This window comes from Staphylococcus pettenkoferi (genome assembly GCF_002902685.1).
In the GTDB taxonomy this organism is placed as follows: Bacteria; Bacillota; Bacilli; order Staphylococcales; family Staphylococcaceae; genus Staphylococcus; species Staphylococcus pettenkoferi.
Genome location: NZ_PPRN01000006.1, coordinates 43474 through 67824 on the forward strand (window position 1 = coordinate 43474; position 24351 = coordinate 67824).

Annotated in this window: 15 protein-coding genes; 3 read left to right on the top strand and 12 right to left on the bottom strand. The window is 39.6% G+C overall.

Annotation, left to right across the window (positions count from 1 at the left end; translation table 11 throughout):
* Positions 1-123 precede the first annotated feature (123 nt).
* The 7 genes from CD126_RS01275 to CD126_RS01305 all read right to left on the bottom strand — a co-directional run bounded on the left by CD126_RS01275 (position 124) and on the right by CD126_RS01305 (position 12824).
* On the bottom strand, positions 124-516 hold the full coding sequence (locus CD126_RS01275) for a YisL family protein (protein ID WP_002472215.1): 393 nt from the start codon (positions 514-516) through the stop codon (positions 124-126).
* A 144-nt stretch (positions 517-660) separates the two neighbouring features.
* Complete coding sequence (locus CD126_RS01280) at positions 661-1575, bottom strand: fumarylacetoacetate hydrolase family protein (protein WP_049406635.1); 915 nt, start codon at positions 1573-1575, stop codon at positions 661-663.
* A 239-nt stretch (positions 1576-1814) separates the two neighbouring features.
* Positions 1815-5483, bottom strand: coding sequence for a helicase-exonuclease AddAB subunit AddA (addA, locus tag CD126_RS01285; protein ID WP_103369911.1), 3669 nt, complete (start codon positions 5481-5483; stop codon positions 1815-1817).
* The gene (gene addB, locus CD126_RS01290; RefSeq protein ID WP_103369912.1) at positions 5480-8941 is read right to left on the bottom strand and encodes a helicase-exonuclease AddAB subunit AddB; all 3462 of its coding nucleotides are present in this window, start codon (positions 8939-8941) and stop codon (positions 5480-5482) included. The genes addA and addB overlap by 4 nt, the downstream gene beginning before the upstream one ends.
* A 418-nt stretch (positions 8942-9359) precedes the next feature.
* On the bottom strand, positions 9360-9929 hold the full coding sequence (lepB, locus tag CD126_RS01295) for a signal peptidase I (protein WP_103369913.1): 570 nt from the start codon (positions 9927-9929) through the stop codon (positions 9360-9362).
* Between the two features lie 10 nt (positions 9930-9939).
* Positions 9940-10467 (bottom strand): signal peptidase I, encoded by a 528-nt coding sequence (gene lepB / locus CD126_RS01300; RefSeq protein WP_049406626.1) that lies wholly within the window; start codon positions 10465-10467, stop codon positions 9940-9942.
* A gap of 1025 nt (positions 10468-11492) precedes the next feature.
* Entirely contained in the window at positions 11493-12824 is a 1332-nt protein-coding gene (locus CD126_RS01305; protein WP_103369914.1) for a glucose-6-phosphate isomerase, read from the bottom strand.
* Positions 12825-13148: 324 nt separating this feature from the next.
* Between CD126_RS01305 and CD126_RS01310 the strand changes: the two genes are divergently transcribed.
* Genes CD126_RS01310 through argF form a run of 3 tightly spaced genes read left to right on the top strand, consistent with a single transcriptional unit; the run spans position 13149 to position 16752 of the window.
* Complete coding sequence (locus CD126_RS01310; protein WP_002472274.1) at positions 13149-14351, top strand: argininosuccinate synthase; 1203 nt, start codon at positions 13149-13151, stop codon at positions 14349-14351.
* Complete coding sequence (gene argH / locus CD126_RS01315) at positions 14344-15717, top strand: argininosuccinate lyase (RefSeq protein WP_103369915.1); 1374 nt, start codon at positions 14344-14346, stop codon at positions 15715-15717. Before CD126_RS01310 ends, argH begins: the two co-directional genes overlap by 8 nt.
* 27 nt (positions 15718-15744) lie before the next feature.
* Positions 15745-16752 (top strand): ornithine carbamoyltransferase, encoded by a 1008-nt coding sequence (gene argF / locus CD126_RS01320; protein ID WP_049406619.1) that lies wholly within the window; start codon positions 15745-15747, stop codon positions 16750-16752.
* 284 nt (positions 16753-17036) lie between these two features.
* Here the strand turns inward: argF and CD126_RS01325 are convergent, their stop codons facing one another.
* The 5 genes from CD126_RS01325 to ygs form a co-directional block, all read right to left on the bottom strand.
* Complete coding sequence (locus CD126_RS01325; protein ID WP_002472277.1) at positions 17037-18281, bottom strand: Glu/Leu/Phe/Val family dehydrogenase; 1245 nt, start codon at positions 18279-18281, stop codon at positions 17037-17039.
* A gap of 242 nt (positions 18282-18523) precedes the next feature.
* Entirely contained in the window at positions 18524-19717 is a 1194-nt protein-coding gene (locus CD126_RS01330; protein WP_002472246.1) for an ornithine--oxo-acid transaminase, read from the bottom strand.
* 193 nt (positions 19718-19910) lie between these two features.
* Positions 19911-21455, bottom strand: a complete 1545-nt coding sequence (pruA, locus tag CD126_RS01335) for an L-glutamate gamma-semialdehyde dehydrogenase (RefSeq protein WP_103369916.1) — start codon at positions 21453-21455, stop codon at positions 19911-19913.
* Positions 21456-22096: 641 nt separating this feature from the next.
* Complete coding sequence (locus CD126_RS01340) at positions 22097-23230, bottom strand: NADH-dependent flavin oxidoreductase (RefSeq protein WP_103369917.1); 1134 nt, start codon at positions 23228-23230, stop codon at positions 22097-22099.
* Positions 23231-23800: 570 nt separating this feature from the next.
* Positions 23801-24181: a S1 domain-containing post-transcriptional regulator Ygs gene (ygs, locus tag CD126_RS01345; RefSeq protein ID WP_049406610.1), complete on the bottom strand. Its 381-nt coding sequence runs from the start codon at positions 24179-24181 to the stop codon at positions 23801-23803.
* Positions 24182-24351 lie beyond the last annotated feature (170 nt).

Consider the following 24351-nt stretch of genomic DNA (forward strand, 5'->3'; position numbering starts at 1 on the left):
AAATGTCATCAATAACAAGACACGGACTACTTTTATCATATGAAGTTCTTTCATCTCATAAAAAAACCGACACTCATCGATGAGTGAATTATCGACAAGTATCGGTAAGATACGAACTTATTCTTAATGAATGCCAAAGAGTGAAGAAATTGGACCCCATGGTAGGATTACACCAAGAATCATTGTGATAATGATCATGATAATCGTCCACCATAGTAAGCCATGGCTCGCTTCACCTTTCTTACGTTTAGCAATTGTCACTTCCATTAAAGCTACAACGACGATACCACAAAGCATCTTGATTGTAAGTAACAAGTGACCGCCACCATCATCGGCTGTCATCTCTTGCATTAATGACCAGAAACCAGAGATGAGGACTAACACCATAAAGATTCGTAATAGAATATGTGCTATCTTGAAGAATGGCGTCGCACCTTCTCTAGCTGAAAAGTTGAAGTATGCTGCAAAGAATAAAATAATTGCGAGCACCCAACTTGTAATATGAATGTGTAACACGAATATACCCCCACACTAATCTAATATTTACCATGTGCTATTATAATAGATACCCTATTATAATGCGAATTAAAGATGCTACGAACATGAAATAAAAAAAGCGAGTCACTCGTAAGCAACTCGCTCATCATTAATCGTATCTTATTATTCTTCACTATCTGCAATGAAGTTCGTTAAAGTTCCGATATTGTCGATAGTAATCTTCACTTCATCGCCAGGTTGTAAGAATTGTGGTGGTTCCATACCTGCACCTACACCTGCTGGCGTTCCTGTCGCAATAATATCCCCTGGATGTAATGCCACGTATTTAGAAATTTCTTCAATTAATTCATCAATATTTAAGATCATTTGGCTCGTATTCCCGTCTTGACGAATATCGTTATTCACTTTAGTTACGATATTAACATTATCCGGTTCAGGTAATTCATCTTTCGTCACGATGTAAGGACCCATTGGGCATCCACCTGTTAAACTTTTAGAAAGGAAAGCTTGATCGTGAGCTTTCTGCGCTTTACGGTCTGTAATATCGTTAATAATTGTATATCCGTATACGTAGTCTAATGCTAAGCCTTTAGGAATCTTCTCGCCGGCCTTACCAATGACAACGCCAAGCTCGCCTTCGTAGTCAAGTTGATCTGTAATATCTTTATGATTTGGAATCGTTGTATTATCACCTGTGAGTGATGACGCCGCTTTAGTGAAGACGTACAGACGTTGCACTTCATGATTCAACTCATCTGCATGTTCTTGATAGTTACGACCAAACGCAATCACATTGTTGGTTGGAGTGACTGGTGGTAGAAACTCAATATCGTTAAATTGAACTTTGTATGCTTCACTATTTCCACTTTCTTCAGCAGCGACTACAGCTTTACGTACTGTTTCTTGAAAATCTACTGATTGATTATGTTGTAAGCCTTGTAATAATGTTTTAGGGTGAAAGTCCGATTCTTGAGCGAAATCAGCGAAGACTTTCTTTAAATCCCACGCCGCTTCTTCACGCTTTACTTTCACTCCGTAAGATGTTTCTCCTTCGTATCTGAATGATAGGAATTTCATTCATCATCAGCTCCTCACCTTAATCTTAATCACATTATAACTAAATGTTGTGAGAAATCACAAATATCTGAGTATCATAATTTTCAAAATTTTATTGTTCGCAAGTCAAGTTTGCGACATGGATTAATTAACCTTTTAAATGTGAAAAAGCACGCATTACCCTTAAATAATTACGGTAATGGCGTGCTTGAAGTCATTTATATGATAGACCGATTTTTTATCATTTTACCAAAATGACTTTAACCCTCACTATCTTCAATGGACAGTGTCTTGAATTTAAAGAAGTAAAGATAGCCTTTCACTTCAGTATCTAGAATCGTTTCTAACGTATCTTTATAATACTGCATTTGCACACGATAACGCTCACGTAGCTGTTGGCCTATCTCTTCATCTGTCATTCCTTTACGGCGGTTAAAGGCATCGGTCTTGTAATCGAGAAAGTAATAACAACCATCTTTAATGTATATCAGGTCAATCATACCTTGAATAATCGACACATCTTCTTCATCCGTATCAATATGATCCACACTGGCTTGGTTCACTACAAACGGCAATTCTCGATATACTTTCTCACTATGTGCGATATCTTGATAAATATCACTTTGAATAAACTTCATAATATCTTCGTAACTGATATCCCGTTTTGCATCGTCTTCGATAATATTTTTATCAATCAATGTATCGATATAGGCATCGAGTTGATCCTCAGTCAAACCTTCAGGACGGAAAGGTAAATGTTGCATGACAGTATGCATCAATGTCCCTTTCTCATTCGCTTTACGACGTTTTTGTTCATGCATAAAAGTCGGTCGCTCGTACGAAGCGTAACCAATTTGATACTGTCTCACACGGTCATAGTTGGTATCTGCTTGTTCTGTCTCTAATTGACGCTTCAACTCTGACACTGATTGCTTGGAAGGTTTCTCAATATCCGTTTGGTAAGGATAATGATAGCTCAATTGGCGATGAATTTGTGACTTCAACTCATCATCTCCACTATTGAGCGCTTCGATGTCTTCAACTGTGCGTTGTTCTGAAGCATGAACTTCACTTTCCGTAGCGATATCAGCATAATACGTCGTATTCACTGTTACATAAGGATGCATCGCGTCAGGCAAATCATCAATATGGTCCTCGAAACGTAAATTTCTAGGCAGTTCAGGTGATTGATGTTTAGCCAATATAGGATAAATCAACTGAATCGGTGATTGCGCAGTCAAACGATCACTAACAGGTAAGTGCGTGCCTGACACCGTTTGTTTCGCCATGTTATCTAATTCTTTATCCTCTTTAACGCGCCCAATGAGGAAAAGCTGTTCTTTCGCACGTGTTAAAGCTACATAGATTAAGCGCATCTCTTCAGAAATCATTTCTTTCTCAGCAATCGCACGATAAGTTAATGAAGCGAGAGAAGGATAAGCGATATAATCCTCCATATCGAAATATTTCATACCTAAACCGTATTCTTGGTTAAGAATCACAGCTTTATTTAAATCATTGCGTTGGAATCGACCGCTAAGATTACCATAAATCACAAATGGAAATTCGAGACCTTTACTGCTGTGAATCGTCATCATACGTACGACATCATCGTTAGGCCCAACGACTTGTTCCTCACCGAAATCTTTTCCACGTTCAATCAATTCGTCGATAAAACGGATAAATTGATACAAACCTCTAAAGCTAGAATTCTCGAACTCTATCGCTTTATTGAACAGTCCATGAAGGTTCGCACGTCGTCCATTACCGCCAACTAAACCACTGAAGTATTGAATAACATAGTGGTCGTTGTAGAATTTATCGATGAGCTGATACACCGGATGTGATTGACTGTAGTTCTGATAATGTGCGATATCCGCAAGGAAACGCTTCAATTTATCTACGAGTTCTGGATCAGCTTCGTCAGACTGTTGATATTGTTTGATGGATTGATAGAAATAATCATCATTCGGACTTATGACACGAATTTGAGACAACTCATCTTCTGTAAATTGATAAATCACAGAACGCATTAAGCCGACAAGATAAATGTCTTGAAGCGGATTGTCCACGGTACGTAAGAAAGAGAGTATGAGTTGAACTTCCGTTTGCGCAAAGTACCCTTGCTTACTGTTTACAAAGAACGGAATGTCGTGATCTTTAAACACTTGTTGTAACGTGTTCGCCTGTCCATAACTACGCTCCAGAATAACGATGTCTTTATATTCAGGTTTACGATAGGTACCTGTCTTCATATCATAAACTTCTTTATGTTCCATGATATATTCCACTTGTTGCGCGATATACTCCGCTTCCTGTTCACTCGCCGTAAGTTCAGAATCCTCATCTTTCACGAGCATATTTAACTGTAGTGGATGCTCACGTTCGTCAAATGGCGCGCCGTAGTAGAGTTGCGCGGCATCATCATATTCAATTTCACCGACCGCTTCATCCATCATATGTTTAAACAGATAGTTCGTCGTCGAGAGGACTTCTTTACGAGAACGGAAATTTTGAGACAGATCAATACGTAATCCTGTTCCGTCACCTTCTGTTGTAAAACGATTATATTTATCGATGAATAATCCAGGATCCGCTTGTCTAAATTTATAAATAGATTGCTTTACATCCCCTACCATGAATAAGTTGCCGTCTGCTTCGTCGCCTTGTTTGATACTTTGTAGTATCGTCTCTTGCACACGGTTTGTATCTTGGTACTCATCCACGAGAATTTCCGCAAATTGGTCACGATAGGCTTCTGCCACTGCTGAAGGGCGACCGTCAGCTTTCGTCAGAATTTGTAAGGCAAAGTGTTCATAATCTGAGAAATCGAGAATGTTTCGTTCACGTTTTTTCTTGTTAAAACGCTTAATGACATCTTCAGCGACTTGTGCTAAATAACGTACACGAGGCGCTAAGCGCTGCATATCTTGAGTTAAATCTTCAACTGAGCGAGAAAGATATTCTTCTTTCACTTTCGTCAGTTGCTTTTTATACGCATCATATTGTGCTTTGCCGTCCGCCAACATTTCTTCCATGCCGTCGTTCGCTTCTTTAATTTTTTTAGTAAGTGTTGGAAAGCGTTTAGGCAATTCATGTTCAGTAATTACACCAGGATGCACTTGGTCGCCTTCTAATGCTTTATCGAGGAATTTCAGCTCTGCTTCCACCGTCTCAATTTGTTTCTCAGTATCAACCGCCATGGAGAAAAGCTCATGACTTTTCTCTAAAGCTTCTTTACCGGCCTGTAAGAACACTTTTACGAACGTCTTCATCGTCTCAAGCATGGATTCAATACGTCGGTCATCTTGGTAAGCCTCATCGAGTTGCTGTAACCAAGCGTACGGCGTAGGGTTAGCCACACTAAAGAAGTACAACTGTTTCACGATTTGACGTAACTGGTCATCGCTACGGTCAGAGGCAAGATGTTCAGCTAGTTCAATAAATGCTGGATCTAACTTCTCATAATGTTGTTCTAAGACCTCATCTATCGTCTGCTCGAGTAATAGGATGTTCTCTGCCTCACTGCTCGTTCTGAAGTTCGGGTCGATATCCAACACATCATAGTGTTGCTGAATGAGCTTCAAACAGAAACTGTGTAATGTTGAGATTTGCGCTTGATGAATCTTCACACGTTGTGCTTTCAAATGAGCGTTAGAAGGGTCGGCGATCGATGCTTCTTGAATACGCGCTTCGACACGTTGTTTCATCTCTCTCGCACTCGCATTGGTAAAAGTCACGACGAGAAGACGATCGACATCGATGTCGTCACGTAAGATGCGTTGGATAATGCGTTCGACGAGTACCGCAGTCTTCCCTGAACCTGCTGCTGCAGCTACGAGAATGTCTTGATCTTTCGCATAAATACTCTTCCATTGTTGATCAGTCCACTGTACGTCATGAGGTTTGTCAGGAATTACACTTCTCATTTATCTTCACCTTCTAACTTCTCATCTTGAATCGCTTGAAGTGGATCAATCGTTTCATCCACACTGCGATAATGTTTACTATCGATTAAACTATCGACGTGACACACTGCACGATAATTACAGAATTCACATGGTAATTTGTCGTCGTAACGAAGCGGTGCCACTTCTGTATGGCCGTCCATAATATCTGAAGCAATATCGATAAAGTTCTGACGATTATGCTTCAAGAATTTATAAATCGTCTCTTCATTTGCGACTTTACTAGAATAATGTAACGCGCCGTCTTTTTTCGCTCTCAAAGGAACGATATCTGATTTGAATTGAGGTTCGAAACGTGTGTCAAAGGCATCGAGCACCTCTTCGTCATCATTAAGCAAGCCATTCAAACGGTATGCACCTAGAAATTCTTGCCCAAAGTCCTTTTGTAACAACTCATTTAACTGATATGACGGGCGTGGTTGATGCACATGAAAGTACAACAGTCCACCTGGTTTCGTCATCTCCGTGAGTCCTAAGCGCATCTTGTTCTGTAGCACGACATCCATGTATGTCATCATTTGCATTTGTAGACCGTAATAGACTTTCGTTAAGTCTAACGTACCACTCGTCTTTGAAGATTTATAATCGACGACATTGACATAACTTTTATCCTCTTTCTGATACGTATCAATGCGGTCGATTTGGCCACGGATATTGATAGGAATACCTTGTCTTGTCTTTAGTGGCGTCGCTTCAAGTTCATTGTTATTACGCGGTTTACGTCTAAATCCTGCTTCAAAGCGTTGTGGCACAAACTTGGAGTGCTCGCCTTGGTACTTCAACGCTTTCAACGTACTTTCGACAATCGTGCCAATTCGTTGTGACAGATAACGATAGTAGGCTGTGGAATTTAAGACGTTGAATTGCACTTCTGGCAGAATTTCATTGAGTGCCTCTACAGTTAATTGGTGAATCTGATTAGGTTGTAAGTTGGTAAAATCTCCATTCAAACGTTCTGAAATATAACGCAAGACTTGGTGGAAGATATCGCCCAAATCAAAGTTCTCCAATTTATACTTCGTACGTTCGTTTAAACGCAATCCATGAGATGCATAGTGCTTAAATGGACAGTTCTGATAGCCTTCGAAACGAGACACACTCGCATTCATCGTTTTACCATAAAGCTTTTTAGAAAGCTGATTGGATAACTGCACTGTCTCGTTATTGTAAGTTAAAGCTGACAGTAAGTAATTGAGCCCGTCATTAAGCCCAGAATCGTCTCTCAGCACTTGATACGTATCTAGCCATGTGTCCGCGACAATTTCTTCGTTGAGCCATGCTTGTAGAGATTCGAATAAAGCCGTCTTCGTTTGATGTGGATGTTGCATTAACGCAAGTGGCTCACGTTGGTGGTAATGATGGATATTTGTCGTCGGTAGTTGATTGAACAATGCTTGAATTTGCGCAAGATACGGACTCGGTTCTTTCTCTTCTCCGCTATTGCCCATTAAACTGTAGGACATCGTAAGTTGTTGGCGTGCACGCGTCATTGCGATATAGCAGACGAATGCTTCATCCATTTGTAAAATATCTGATGTCGGGCTGAGTTCGATATCTGCATTTTCCTCAAAAAGCCGTTTCTCATCATCTGTAATGAGACTCGAAGCATTTACAGACTGAGGTAAACTACCATCATTGACGCCGATTAAATAAACATGTGCTTTGTTGTCTACTTTCGCTAAATCCATCGTACCGATACTAACCTGATCCAATGTCTGAGGAATCATGACGAACTCAAGTTGATCTAAGCCGATATCCAAGAGTTCAAGGAAACGTTTCACTGTCATCGATGACGTATCAAATACACGCACTAAGTCATCAAGCGTTTGGATAAAGCCTTGCCAAATCTGGTCAATTTCTTCCGCTTTCTGCGTCTCTCCCTCAACTTCAAATTCATCACGCTCTGTCATGAGTTGGTTCGGCAAACCAAAGTCTTCAATCGTTTCATAGAAAGCCGTCGCGTATTCTACAGCTGTCGTCGCTGCTTTCAAGTTACGTTCAAGCTGTAGGACATGATCCATGACATAGGATTTGAGTTGGACTACCTTTTCAAACGTTTCACGATCTTCTTCAGTTAATTTATGATGTTTTAGGCCCATTTTACTAAACTGCTCAATAGTAAAATAACGGTCATCAATCCAACGTTGACCGTAAATACCGCGCTCGAGAACGAAATTCTCTAGTAAATCAATGAGATAGTGGTCATCTTTCGTATTTCGAGTAAGTACACCTGTCTTAAATAAGCGCATAAGTGGCTCGAAATTCCAGTTCGTCTGCACCACTTCAATGAGCGAGCGGAACATTTCCATCACTGGATGGTGCGTCATTGAACGTTTCACATCAATATGGTAAGGAATATCGTATTGTGGCAGAATAGACTCTAAGAGATACGCATAACTCTCGTCACGGTAGAGAATCGCCACATCTTGGTAACGACGTCCGTGTTCGCGATTATCTTTAATAATTTGTCGCGCGACCTCGTTCACCTCTTCGCGCATAGAAGACGATTCAAGAATGCGAATATTGCCTTGCGCATTCACTGTTGAGGGTTGTAAAGCATCAAATTGGTGCTCAAGGTGACTTAAATCTTCTGTGAGAAAGCGTTGTTGTTGTTTGAACTGACGCTTATGTAGTGTCATGCCTAAATCATGCGCGATGTCTTCAAGATGCGTTAACACTTCTGAAGGCTTTCTGAACAGACTAAACGTGTCTTTGTCGCCATTCGTCGTCAACAAGACACTCACGCGTTTACAGTTCTGAGCCAATCCACGGATGATTTGATACTCTAACGTAGAGAAGTTGTGGAAACCATCTATGTAAATCTCAGCACGTGACAACCAATCCGATTGTGGCATCATTTCGATAAAGCGTTGTAATGTATCTTCGGTAGAAACATAATTACCTTGAATACGGTCTTCTAGACGCTGATAAATATGCGCAATATCGTGTAATTTATGTTTCATGCGTGTTTGCATAGGATGCGTGGCAATGAGTTCAGTTATTTGCTCTGGGCTTACTGCATATTTTTTAAAATCTTGAATTTGTTCGTAGAGCTTTTCACTAAAACCATAATAGTCAATTTGAGAACCATAGAGTTGAAGTTCAGATTTCTCCTCATGCAAAATATCATAGATCATCATCTCTGTAGCTGCTTTAGATAATTGTTCTTCGTTCAGTCCACCTACTTCTTGAAACACGCGATGACTCAGACGCTCAAAGTGAAGTACTTCTGTACGCAAACTTCCTCGAAGATCTGGGTCATTCACAAACGCTTGTTCAAGCTGAAACGTATTCTGCGTAGGCGCAATGAGAATAATAGGGTCTCCCAATGGATTCTCACGCATCTTCTCTTTGATTTCTTCTAGCATCGCATAAGATTTACCTGTGCCCGCCTTGCCGTATAACACATCCAAAAACATAAAAAACACTCCTTCAAAAGATAGTTTAACACGCATAGGACCAGCGTAGAAAAATTTTCTCTATGTATCAGTATGGGGCATTGAATTCAATATAGAGGGTTGGAATTTAAGGTTGAGATAAAAAAATATGTGAAGAATAAGATGATTAAATACGATTCTAGTATATAAAAAAGGAAGAACGTGTAAACATTTTAAGCACGTCTCTACATAAATAAACATATACGAAAACACGACACAAAACAGTTCTTGAGTTAAGTAAAGAGAAAATAGTAAGCGTCGCAGTAGATGTCTGAGTTCGAAATCGCTTTCGCTGTTTCGAACTCTAGTCATCCTTGCGGGTGAAGCACGACGAAATCAAAGATTTCTGTGCTTCTACCAAAACTACTCCATAATTTTAAATTATGGAGTAGTTGCTCAATTATTCATATTTTGTATCTGGATTGAAATTCGCTTTCCATTGACTAAATGGCCAATAACGTAGTGCGACTTTACCCACTACTTTATCTTTGTCGATTAAACCGAATGAACGGCTATCTTTACTTACTTCACGGTTATCTCCAAGTACAAGAAGTTTGCCTTTAGGAATTTCGGCCTTACCATTGTTGATTTTTTTCGTACTCCAATCTTCGGAAGTAATATAATCTAGGTGTTTATGTTTTTCATTATAATCTAAGTAAGGTTCTTTTACCTTTTTACCATTAACATAAAGTTGGTCTTTCTTATATTCCACTTTATCGCCTGGTGTACCAATAATACGTTTCACGTAGTCATCTTTCTCTTGAGAATGGAAGACGATAACATTTCCTTTCTCTAGATGGCCCATTTTAACACCCGCGATATTAACGATAACGCGCTCTCCATCCTTTAAAGTAGGATACATGGAATCACCACGTACCGTATAGGATTTCCCGACAAATTTAGTGATTACAACGATGAAGATAACTGCAATCGCTATCGCTATAATCCACTCTTTAATTTCTTTCTTCACGTTCTACACCTCAATCTCCTTTAAATTGCCAAGTCATGCGTTGCAATGGATAGTATCTGAAACTCACATGACCGATAATATCTGAATGTTGTATATAACCATATGTTCTAGAATCTCTGTGGTCTTTGCGCTGATCATTCAATACGAAGTAGGCATCTGGTGGCACGATATCGCCTTCAGACCCTTTCACATGTCGCAATTCTAAATGTTTAATCTGTCCTTGCGTTGCATAAGGTTCATCCACTTGTCGATCGTTGCGATATAACTGACCTTTCTTAAACTCAATCGTCTCTCCAGGTTGCCCGATAATCCGACTTATATGTAACTGACCATGTTGACGATACAGTATCACATCGCCGCTGTGCAGACGATTAAACATCGTATTTACTTTATTAATAATCACGCGATCATCTGGAGACAACTTCGGTTGCATTGCTTTATCTTGCACCACGTAGCCTCTGATGAGAAATGTCTGAATCAACAGTACAATAATAATTGCTATGACGAGAGAAATCAAATGTTTTAGTATTCTAGGCATTGCATAACCCCTTAAGTAGAACGTTGGAATTCCCGTTCTACTACAATAAATTCTCCTCTATTATAAAATGCGAGCCATATAATGAAAAATATTACATCTGAATCTCAGATAAATCAGTCGCGAGATGTAGAAAGATGAAATGAGTTGACCATTCGCGGTAGTTGACTGAATTCGAGAAGGCACCTCGCTTTCTCGAATTCTAGTCATCCTCGCGGGGGAAACACTACGAAATCAAAGATTTCTGCGCTTCTCCCCAATACGCAATATTGCAAATCAAATAGAGACACTAACTTTAACTCCTATAATAAAAGAAAAAGTCTAGTTAGACGTGGGAAGTTTTAAATAGAACGTAATACGTTATATTTTCTTCTACGTACTCTTGCAATACAAGTGCAGGAAAATGGCAAGACTCTTGAGAGATTAAGGGCACAGCGAAAATCCATTTTTTCGAGCTAAGTTAGCGAGAAAAAATTAGTTAAGCGTGACCCTCTAAGAAAGCGCAGCCACTTTTACAATACGCAGTATTACAAATTAGCAAGAAACATTTTAGTACTTGAAACTCGATATTAAACAATCTCAAACAAAATAGAAAACGTGCGATTATGGCGTTGAATATTATTAAACGAAATAAAAATTCTATGAAAACAACTAATTTAAAAGAAGACATTCTAATCCTCTACACACTAAATTAAACCAAAAATCAAAAGAGAATTTGTGATGAAATAAAATATGTTATTAGAAAGAAATTAATAATAGAACTCTTGCAGCACGAGTATAGTGGGAGGAGAAGGCGAAACTCATGAAGGATTCAGGACGCAGCGAAAATCCATTTTTTCGAGCCTAGTTAGCGAGAAAAAATTAGTTGAGCGCGGCCCCCTATGAAAGTGAGCCGATTCTCCCACACTCAATACGCAGTATTGTAAATTAGTAGAAGGCATTAACTTATTACATGACAGAAACATATACTACTTCATCACAAAACAAAACCCGCAGACATTATTCATCCGCGGGTCATCACACTTCAATTATAGACGTTTTTCCAACGCTTCTTTTTTATCTTCATAACCAGGCTTACCTAACAACGCAAACATATTTTGTTTATACGCTTCTACACCTGGTTGGTTAAATGGATTCACGCCTAATTGATAGCCGCTCATCGCACACGCTAATTCAAAGAAGTAAACGAGATAGCCGAATGTTTCAGCATCTAAACGAGGTACGCGAACAACTAAGTTAGGCACGCCACCATCTGTGTGAGCGAGCAATGTACCTTCGAACGCTTTCGTATTCACTTCGTCCATCGTTTTACCAGCTAAATAGTTTAAGCCATCTAAGTCGTCTGGAGCTTCTTCAATCTTGATATCATGTTTAGGCGTATCAACTTTCAATACAGTTTCAAATAAGAAACGGCGTCCCTCTTGAACGTATTGGCCTAAAGAGTGTAAATCTGTAGTGTAGTTGGCACTTGAAGGATAGATACCTTTGTAATCCTTACCTTCTGACTCACCGTACAACTGTTTCCACCACTCATTGAAGTATGAAAGTGATGGTTCATAGTTGATTAACATCTCAGTTGTGTAGCCTTTCGTGTAAAGGATGTTACGGATTGTCGCATATTGATACGCAATGTTGTTCTCTAACTCGTCTGATGAGAGTTCTTCACGTGCTTTCGCAGCCCCTTGCATCATCGCTTCTACGTCGATTCCTGCTACCGCTATAGGTAAAAGGCCTACTGCTGTGAGAACTGAATAACGACCACCTACATCATCAGGCACGACGAAAGTTTCATAACCTTCGTTTGTCGCTAACTGTTTCAAAGCACCTTTCTCTTTATCTGTTGTCGCAAAGATACGTTCTTTCGCTTCATCTTTACCATATTTATCTTCAAGTAACTGTTTAAATAACCTAAATGATACAGCAGGTTCTGTCGTCGTACCTGATTTAGAAATGACATTCACTGAGAAATCTTTACCATCTAAGTATTGGATTAACTCATGCGTATAAGATGAAGATAAATGGTTACCTACAAAGACGATTTCAGGAAATTCTGTACTATTTCTGAAAGAAGAAGTTAACATTTCAATGGCTGCGCGTGCACCTAAATAGGAACCACCGATACCAATCACGACAAACACATCTGAATGGCCTTTCACGCGTTTCGCCACTTCAATGATACGTTTAAACTCTTCTTTGTCATAATCTACAGGAAGATCTAACCAGCCTAAGAAGTCACTGCCAGCACCAGACCCGTTATGAATCGTTTGGTGAATTGCTTTAACATTGTCTTTCTGTTGTTCTAATTCGTGCTCTCCGAAGAATTCTAAAGTCTTACCGTAATCTAATTGAATATGAGTCATTAAACTGCCTCCTGAGTTTTTAATTACAAATATATTTTACTAAGTTTAAGTGGCCGATTCAAATGAGTTATCTACCGCACTATAGACTCACGCCCTTTCTCACTTTATAGAAAGATGAATATCACTGTATATTTTATAAATATATACCTCTTTTTATGCACTTTATATAAAATTAACCTCTTAAAACTACTGCCATTATCGAAAAAGATAGTGTTGTATAATTTATTTATGCAAGTTTTTGTATATTTATGGTTTTCAAAACGCATTTTATCTGCTATGATAAGAACTATCATATTCAGAAAATTAATAAACGAGGTGTTCGACATGAAAGATAAAATTGTATTAGCGTATTCAGGTGGTTTAGATACAAGCGTAGCAGTACATTGGTTAATCGAGAAAGGTTATGACGTCGTTGCTTGTTGTTTAGACGTTGGGGAAGGTAAAGATCTCGACGTTGTCCATCAAAAAGCATTAGACATGGGCGCAGTTGAATGTCATATCATCGACGCGACAGAAGAATTCACAGAGGACTATGTAAGTTATGCCATCAAAGGTAACTTACAATATGAAAATACGTACCCTCTCGTTTCTGCGTTATCTCGTCCGCTTATTTCTAAAAAGCTCGTAGAAATTGCAGAAAAAACAAACGCAATCGGTATCGCACATGGTTGTACAGGTAAAGGTAACGACCAAGTTCGTTTCGAAGTAGCAATCAAAGCACTTAACCCTAACTTAAAAGCTTTCGCGCCAGTTAGAGAATGGGGCTGGAGCCGTGAAGAAGAAATCGAGTATGCGAAGAAACATGATATTCCATTACCAATTGAACAAGATTCTCCATACTCAATCGACCAGAACTTATGGGGCAGAGCAAACGAATGCGGTATCCTTGAAGATCCATATGCAGCTCCTCCAGAAGATGCATTCGACTTAACTAATGCACCAGAGGATGCACCAGACGAAGCTGAAGAAATCGTCATCCATTTTGAAGAAGGCTTACCTGTATCACTTAATGATAAGAAGATGCCTTTAACTGAAATGATTCTTCACTTAAATAAACTTGCTGGTAAACATGGTGTCGGCAGAATCGACCATGTTGAGAACCGTCTCGTAGGTATTAAATCAAGAGAGGTTTACGAAACACCAGCTGCTGAAGTCATTCAAACTGCGCACAGAGCGTTAGAAACAATCACGTTAACGAAAGACGTGGCGCATTTTAAACCAGTCATTGAGAAACAATTCTCTGAACAAATCTACAATGGCTTATGGTTCTCACCATTAAGTGACAGCTTGAAACTCTTCATTGACAGTACACAAACTTACGTGACTGGTGATGTACGTGTGAAACTTTACAAAGGTAATGTCACAGTGAATGGTCGTCAATCTCCTTACACTTTATATAATGAAAAATTAGCAACTTATACTAAAGACGATGCTTTCAACCAAGAAGCAGCAGTTGGCTTTATCGATATCTTCGGCTTACCAACACAAGTGAACTCAATGTTGCACGGAGGTTATAGCAATGAGTAAGAAAGCTTGGGGTGGCAGATTTAGTGAAACACCTGAGGAATGGGTGGATGCGTTTAACGCGTCCATCCATTTCGATCAAACTTTAATTGACTATGATGTCGAAGGTAGCATTGCGCATGCCACAATGTTAGCTGAACAAGGCATTATTACAGAAGCGGATAGCCAAGCGATCATTGAAGGTCTCAAAGGCATACAGAAAGATTATCATGATGGCAAGATGTCTTGGGATGTCAGTCTTGAAGACATCCATCTCAACATTGAACACGAGCTCATCCAACGTATTGGTGAAGCTGGCGGACGTCTGCATACGGGACGTAGCAGAAACGACCAAATCGCTACAGATATGCACTTATATACAAAGACAGAAGTTCAAGCCATCATGGAGATGGTGCGTAAATTACAACACACGATCGTTAATATTGCCGATCAGCATGTTGAAACGATTATGCCAGGTTATACACATCTTCAACGTGCGCAACCTATCTCATTTGCACATCACATCCTGACGTACTATTGGATGTTACAGCGTGACTATAGTCGTTTCGAAGACAGTTTAGCACGTATCGATATGTCTCCACTCGGTGCAGCGGCCTTGAGCGGTACAACTTACCCTATCGACCGTCACCGTACACAAGAACTGCTTGATTTCGGTTCATTGTATGAAAATAGTCTCGATGCTGTCAGTGACCGTGATTACATTGTAGAAACGTTGCATAATATTTCATTGACGATGGTACACCTCTCACGTTTTGCTGAAGAAATCATCTTCTGGTCTAGTGAAGAAGCGAAATTCGTCACACTTTCTGATGCATTCTCTACAGGGTCATCGATTATGCCTCAGAAGAAGAATCCAGATATGGCAGAACTCATCAGAGGTAAAGTAGGTAGAACGACAGGTCATCTCATGAGTATGTTAGTGACTTTAAAAGGTCTCCCTCTCGCCTACAATAAAGATATGCAAGAAGATAAAGAAGGCTTATTTGATGCTGTGCGCACTATCAAAGGTAGTTTACGTATCTTTGAAGGTATGTTGAGCACTATGACAGTCAATGTCGATCACTTACAAGATGAAGTCACGCACGACTTTTCAAACGCAACAGAACTTGCCGACTATCTCGTTTCTAAAGACGTACCATTCCGTAAAGCGCATGAAATCGTAGGTCAAATCGTCCTATCATGTACGCAACAAGGCATCTATTTACTCGACGTGCCGCTTGAAGAATATCAACAAGCACATCCCGCTATCGAAAGCGATATCTATGATTATTTAAGACCTGAGAGTTGTGTGAAACGTCGTACAAGCTACGGTTCTACGGGTCAAGAAGCAGTACGTCAACAACTCGAACATATTAAAGCGAATATGTAATTTACTATTATAGAAAGGGGGATGATGATGTCTGACATTCCAACTCACCTTAACTTAAACGGCCAATCGTTCTTGAAAGAAAGCGATTATACCCAAGAAGATTTAAATCGTTTAATCGACATGGCGATTGACTTGAAACAGCTGAAACAAGATGGAGAGCCGCACAATTATCTTCAGAATAAAAATATCGCCTTAATCTTTGAGAAGAGTTCAACGCGTACACGTGCTGCCTTTACTGTAGCAGCAAACGATCTTGGAGCCAATGTGGAATATTTAAATAAGAACGATCTACAATTAGGCCAGAAAGAATCCATTAGAGACACCGCTCTTGTGCTCGGCCGTCTCTTTGATGGTATTGCCTATCGTGGGTTTGCGCATACCAATGTCGAAACACTCGCGAAGTATGCCAATATTCCAATTTGGAATGGTCTTACCAATGAATGGCACCCTACGCAATCACTCGCTGACTTCATGACGATTAAAGAGCATTTCAATACGTTAGAAGACCTCACTGTAACCTATCTTGGAGATGGTCGTAACAACGTAGCACGCTCTTTAATGATCGCAGCGACAATCTTAGGTGTGAACATTCGTATTTGTTCTCCTACTACACTCCAGCCCGACACAGAGACTGTTGAGTTAGCGCGTCAATTTGCTGAACAACATGGTTCTGAAGTATCTATTATGACTGACCCTCATTCGGCTGTGAAACAGGCTGATGTCTTGTACACTGACGTTTGGGTGTCTATGGGTGAGGAAGAACATTTCGAAGAGCGTCTTGATATGTTACAAGCTTATCAAGTTAACGAGGAGTTACTTCAAGCTACAGGTAAAAAGGACACGATCTTCTTACATTGTCTTCCCGCCTTTCATAATACAGAGACCACATACGGTCAAGAAATTGCGCAGAAATACGGTATTGAAGAAATGGAAGTTACAGATCAAGTCTTCTATAGCGACAGTTCAAAAGTCTTTGATCAAGCTGAGAATCGCTTGCATACAATTAAAGCTGTCATCTTGGCTACGATGGGCTAAGCTCGATTACGCGACTTCGTAGATGAATGTCTTCCAATTCATGCTATTTTAAAGAAAGCGCAGTAGCTGTCTGTACTTGTGATAGCTGACGCTGTCCCAAGTACTAGTCAGCCTTGCGGAGGAAGCACAACGAAATCAGAGATTTCTGTGCTTCTCTCTCGAACACTTACGTAACAATATAAATTAATTTTTTCACCTGAATACGACAAAAGGTTCAACTTGAAAATCACTCTTCAAGTTGAACCTTTTTTAATATATTGAAAGTTATCATCTTGAGTTAAAGCTTACGCCCAACCACGGTAACGTGCAGCTTCAGCAGTACGTTTAAGACCAACGATATAAGCTGCTAAACGCATATCAATCTTACGGTTTTGAGACAATTCATAGATCGTATCAAATGCAGTTGTTAATTTTTCACGCATTTTTTCATTAACTTCATCTTCTGACCAGTAATAACCTTGGTTATTCTGAACCCATTCGAAGTAAGATACTGTTACGCCACCTGCACTCGCTAACACGTCTGGTACGAGTAATACATCACGTTCAGTTAAGATACGTGTTGCTTCAGGTGTTGTTGGACCATTGGCAGCTTCAACAACGATATCCGCTTTAATATCGTTTGCATTGTCAGCTGTAATTTGATTTGCGATTGCTGCTGGAACTAAGATATCGCAATCAATTTCAAATAATTCTTTATTAGAAATAGTGTCGTCGAATAAGTTTGTTACTGTACCGAAGCTGTCTCTACGATCGAGTAGATAATCAATATCTAAGCCTTCAGGGTCATGTAACGCACCGTAAGCATCTGAAATACCTACAATTTTAGCACCTAAGTCATATAAGAACTTAGCTAAGAAGCTACCTGCGTTACCGAAACCTTGGATAACTACGCGAGAATCTTTGATTTCTCTACCTCTACGTTTCGCCGCTTGTTCAATTGCGATAACTACGCCTAATGCAGTTGAACGGTCACGGCCTTGAGAACCGCCGAGTACAATTGGTTTACCTGTGATGAATCCTGGTGAATTAAATTTATCTAGTGAACTATATTCGTCCATCATCCATGCCATGATTTGAGAGTTTGTAAATACGTCTGGTGCTGGGATGTCTTTCGTAGGTCCTACGAATTGTGAAATCGCACGTACGTAACCACGAGATAGACGTTCAACCTCATGAATACTCATTTCACGTGGGTCACAGATGATACCGCCTTTACCACCGCCGTATGGTAAGTCAACAATCCCACATTTCAATGTCATCCACATTGAAAGTGCTTTAACTTCTTCTTCGTCAACGTCTGGGTGGAAACGTACCCCACCTTTAGTTGGACCAACAGCGTCATTATGCTGTGCACGATAACCAGTAAAAGTCTTTACAGAGCCATCGTCCATGCGTACAGGTATACGGACTTGTAAGAATCTTAAAGGTTCTTTAATTAAGTCGTACATACCGTCGTCAAAACCTAATTTATGCAATGCTTCTTTAATAATTTGTTGCGTAGAAGTCACTAAATTATTATTTTCAGTCATGATTCATTTCGCCTCTTTTTCGTAACAATGATTTCGCTTTCATGGTAATTGTAACATAAGTTATAGCTTTTTAAAGACTCAGACTGTAGACAAATGAATTAAGTTGTTCTACCTCTCAAATCGTGCATCAAAAGTACAATTTCAAAGGCATTTTTATCACTTAATTTTTATCATTGCTACAGCCTGATGTTAGAAAATGATACTATTTTGAACTCAATAACTAGAATTCTTGTTCAGAAGTATTATTGTGCAAAGACTTTCTTCACTTTATCGATAGCAAAGTCTAATTCTTCTTTAGAAATGATAAGTGGTGGTGCGAAACGGATAACAGTGTCATGTGTTTCTTTACATAAGAGACCTTCTTCTTTTAAGCGTTCACAGTAAGGTCTTGCACTTTCGTGTAATTCGATACCGATAAATAATCCGCGACCTCTTACTTCTTTAATAACTGGATTATCAATTTTTTCTAATTCAGCTTTGAAGTATTCACCTAACTCTCTTGAACGACCTGCTAAGTCTTCATCGATAAGCACGTCGATCGCAGCCATTGATACCGCACAAGCGAGTGGGTTACCACCGAATGTTGAACCATGAGAGCCTGGAGTGAATACGCCTAATACTTCTTCATCAGCGAGCACGACTGAAATAGGTAGTACACCGCCACCTAATGCTTTACCTAAGATGTAAACATCTGGTTTCACGTCATCCCAGTCTGTAGCGAAGAGTTTACCTGAACGGCAAAGTCCTGCTTGAATTTCGTCAGCAATGAATAATACATTGTGTTCATCACAAAGTTCTCTGATTTCTTTCAAGTAACCTTCTGGTGGTACGTTAATACCTGCTTCACCTTGGATAGGTTCGATAAGCACAGCTGCAGTGTTTTCATTGATAGCTTGTTTCACTTGTTCGATATCACCAAAGTCTACTTTGCGGAATCCATCTAATAATGGGCCGTAACCACGTTGATATTCTTTTTCAGAAGAAAGTGAAACTGGTGCCATTGTACGACCGTGGAAGTTACCATTGAACGCGATGATTTCAGCTTTGTCTGGTTCAATTTGTTTCTTCTCATAAGCCCAACGACGCGCTGCTTTCAATGCAGTTTCTACCGCTTCAGCACCTGTGTTCATTGGTAAAGCTTTCTCTTTACCTGCTAATTTACAAATCTTTTCATACCAGTCACCTAAGTTATCACTGTGGAATGCACGTGACACGAGTGTTGCTTTCTCAGCTTGATCTTTCAATGCTTGAATAATCTTAGGGTGTCTATGACCTTGGTTCACTGCTGAGTACGCAGATAACATATCCATGTATTTATTACCTTCAGGGTCTTTCACCCATACCCCTTCAGCTTCAGAAATGACGATTGGTAGTGGCACGTAGTTATGCGCACCATAATGATTTGTTTTTTCAATGATTTCTTCTGTTTTTGTCATGATATCTCCCCTTTGTATATATTTTTAGGAAATAAATCCTAATTGATTAGTTATCCTTAGCATAACTTATTTAGTGCATAACTGAAACTATTTTATAAAAATAAGTTTACTCTTATTTAACATTATATTGAGTCAATATCCGTTGATGCTTGGCGCGCTTGAGGTTCATGAATTTTGAAAAATGCAAAAAATATTATAAGTGTTCTGACACAGTTCGTCCTTGCATGTGTAGAACGAGATAATCTGGGCCGCCTGCTTTCGAATCGGTACCTGACATTTTAAAGCCACCAAATGGTTGATAACCTACGACTGCACCGGTACATCCTCTGTTAAAATACAAGTTACCTACCTTGAAATCACGACGTGCCTGTTCAAGTTTCATGCGATTATTTGAAATTACTGCACCTGTTAAACCATATTCTGTCGCATTAGCAAATTCAATTGCTTGATCGAAATCTTGTGCTTTCGCAAAACCAACTACTGGTCCGAAGATTTCTTCTTGCATCACACGAGAATCATGAGCGAGATCTGCGAAGACAGTCGGATGTACGAAGTTACCTACTGTTTCTTCAGTGTGGCCGCCAATCACTAAACGCCCTTCTTCTTTACCGATTTCAATATAGTCTTTGATCTTATCTAATGATTTCTGGTCAATCACTGGACCCATAAAGTTACGGTAATCACTCGCGTCACCTACTGTTAATTCCTCAGTACGTGCCGCCACACGCTCAAGCAACTCATCATAGATACCCTCTACTGCAATGACACGTGAGCAAGCGGAACATTTCTGACCTGAGAAACCAAATGCTGAGTGGATAATTGCATCTGTTGCTGTATCTAAGTTTGCTTCGTCATCAACGACAATCGTGTCTTTACCACCCATTTCAGCAATGACACGTTTCATATGATATTGACCGTCTTGAATTTGAGCAGCACGTTGCATAATATCTGTGCCTACACGTTTAGAGCCAGTAAATGAAATCAATCCTACATCTTTATGTTCAACTAGGAAATCACCGATGTCTGCAGAGGAACCTGGAATCCAGTTCACTACGCCTTTCGGTAATCCTACTTCTTCAAGTACTTCCATAAATTTATACGATACGACTGGTGTGTTGGACGACGGTTTGAGTAAGACTGTGTTACCAGTGACCACTGGTGCTACTGTAGTTCCCGCCATAATCGCTAACGCAAAGTTCCACGGTGAAATAACGACGCTCACGCCGATAGGTAAATAATCATATTGATTATATTCACCCGAACGACTTTCAACAGGTTTACCATCTTTCAAACGCAACATTTCACGTCCATAGTATTCCATAAAGTCAATCGCTTCCGCAGTATCCGCATCCGCTTCTTTCCAAGGTTTACCGCCTTCTTTAGTGAGCCATGCAGAGAATTCATGCTTACGGCGTCTGGTAATCGCAGCAGCTCTGAAGAGAATGTTCGCACGTGTTTCTGGTGCAACATTACGCCAAGTCTCGAACGCATCTTTCGCCGCTTCTACCGCTTGTTTCGCGTGTTCTTGAGTGGCTTTCGACACATAGCCAATCGTCTCTTCGCGATTCGATGGATTGTAAGAACGTGTCGTGTCATCAGTAAAGATACGTTCGCCATTAATAATCAAAGGGTACGTTTGTCCAAGCTCTTGTTCTACTTTGGCTAAAGCTTGGTGATACGCTTCGATATTGTCTTTGTTGCTGAAATCTGTAAAAGGTTCGTGTTTGTACGGAATCATAGTTGAGTCCCCCTCTGTTGTATTTTGAAAACCCTTACATATATAATGACATGATTCGTGTAAAACAACAAGAGAATACTTATAGCAGTCTGAAATTCAATTTTAGGAGGGGGTAGAGTGGTAAAATATTAGCTAATTGAAAGAGAAATTGGACGTCAATGTAGCTAAAGAGAATGAGATAATGTATGAGGAGCGTTGGAATTGTCGCGTCCGGAAATTTGTTGAGAGTGACAATTTTTAAATCAGACGAATTATAGGAATCCATAAATAATACTACGAGCCTGGTACATTAATAGAAGTTAACGTTTAAGATGAATGAAAATCATGCTTAAAATGAGCTTTAAGTATATTTTCAATGACGACTCGAGATGCTTGATGGAACTAAGACCACAACGAAAATCCATTCTTTGCGCTCTTTGAGCGAAAAGAATTAGTTGAGTGTGGTCCTACGCAGTAGCTGTCTGAATTCAAGAAAGCTATCGCTTTCTCGAACTCTAGTCAGCTTTCCGGGGAAAGTACTACGAAATCATAGATTTCTGTACTTCTCCCAAGCAAGCGAGAGTCAATACATTGAAAATTAAATAACTTTAAAGTACGTCCTAGACTCGTAGCTAGAATACATTTTATATTTTACCTATGAATTATTTGCCGTCAGTACGTGGAAGTGGATAGAATCCGTCATCAAACTGTTTCCATAATTTTGGTGGCAAGTTGTGGCGATCTTCACGTTCAGGGTCATATTGTGAAATAATCTCATCTGTGCGACCATCTTTAATCTTCTCAACAAATCGATAGTCTAAGAGTATTTCTCTACCTAACGCGATGAGCTCAACATTACCAGATTGGATCGCTTTCAACGCATCTTCTGCTGTGAAGATTGAACCGATACCGATGAGCGGCATCTTACCGTCAATCCATTTATGCAAGAGTTCAACACGCTGAATATCTTTGTACTTACCTTCACGTGTTGGAGATTCAATATCCATCAATGATGCGTGAAGATAATCTAACGGTTTCTCAACGAGCGCTTTCACGAGTTGTTCTGTGATTTCCATTGAAATTCCTGGAGATTCAGCTTCCTCAGGTGAGAAACGATAACCGACGATAAAGTCATCATCTGCATGTTGTTGAACTGTTTGTGTTACTTCGTCTACAACACGCATTGGGAAAAGTAAGCGATCTTCACCCCATTGGTCGTCTCTGCGATTGTAATAAGGTGACACGAATTGATGAATGAGATAGTGGTTCGCACCATGAATTTCGACACCATCAAATCCTGCTTCAATCACACGACGTGTCGCTTCTCCAAAGTCTTTAATCGTCTGTTCGATTTCTTCTTCTGTAATTGGACGTGCATGGTGTTCTTTCGGATCACCGAAGCTTTTCAGATCTATTTCAGAAGGTGCTACGACATCACCATCTGGAGTGAGTTGCGGTAAAGCTTGTGCCCCGCCATGATGAATTTGAACAATGGCTTTAGCACCATTCTCTTTCATTGCTTGCGCGAGACGTTTTAAACCATCCATATTTGAGTCATGTGCGACTGAGGGTTGTCCTGGGAAGGCTTTCCCTACGTCATTGACATTACTTGCTGCACTGATAGCTAGGCCAACATCTTTAGAACGTTGACGCATGTAATCAATTTCGACATCAGAAATTGAGCCATCATCATTTGAAGAGACATGCGTAAGCGGTGCAAGTACAAAGCGATTTCGTATTTCTGATTTGTTAGGGAATGTTAATGATTCAAATAAAGGTTGAAACTTTTGATCCATTATGAGACCTCCATCTCGTTATTTATATTCATGCGCATACATTTTAACTAATATACTCTACCCGTTAAACTGATTTGCATAACTTAAATGTCCTAGATTTAAATGAGCAGAGTTTAAGATTTATCTATAAAACATCTGTATGCTCATTTGTACTCTGCTAAGAAGGAACTTCAACTATGTTTTCGGAACAATCATAGATTTCTGTCCATTATCTTATTATCGTAAAAAGAATAAACCTTTTACTGTCTGTCATATCTTTACAACTTCGCGGTAGCTGTCTGACTTCATAATGGCTTTCGCTTTTATGAAGTCTAGTTAGCCTCGCGGGAGCAAGACTACGAAATTATTCTAATTTCTGTCCATTATCTTATTATCGAAAAAGAATATATCTCTTTCTGTTTGTTCTATCTTCGCAATTTCGCGGTAGCTGTCTGCACTTGATATAGCTGGCGCTGTCTCAAGTCCTAGTCAGCCTCGCGGGGGACGCACAACGAAATCTAAGATTTCTGTGCGTCTCCCCCAAAAAAAGCACTACCACAACTCAAATGTGATAGTGCTTTGCGCATTAAATTATTCTTCTTTAATTGCTTTCTTGGACTGTTTAATCCAAACCGGCAAGCGTTCTTTAATTGTTTGAAACCCATACTTCTCGGTTTCTTTAATATCATCTAATACTGAACGTTTTTCTTTTTTACGCTCATAATTTTTAAAATATTTATTGTCCTTTAATGACAAGTTGAGCTTACCCTCTTCATCGATAGAAATAATCTTCGCTCTCACAACTTGTCCAGGTGATAAAAATTTCTTCAAGTCATGCACATAATCGTCCATCACTTCGGATATGTGAATTAAACCTTCAGTATTATCAGGGGTTTCAACAAATGCGCCATACGGTTGAATTCCAGTCACACGAACTTTAATATGTTGACCTGCTTTATAGTATGCGTTCAACGTAATAACCCCTTATTCGATTTAGTACCATTTTTATAATAGCACAAAACCATATCAAGAAACTAATATTAGACTAAAAATATTGTGATTTTTTTCAGAAATTTAAATACGTTTCCTTTTAATTCAAAATAATCGGGTAGCAGTGTCACTCTAAATTGAATTACACTCAT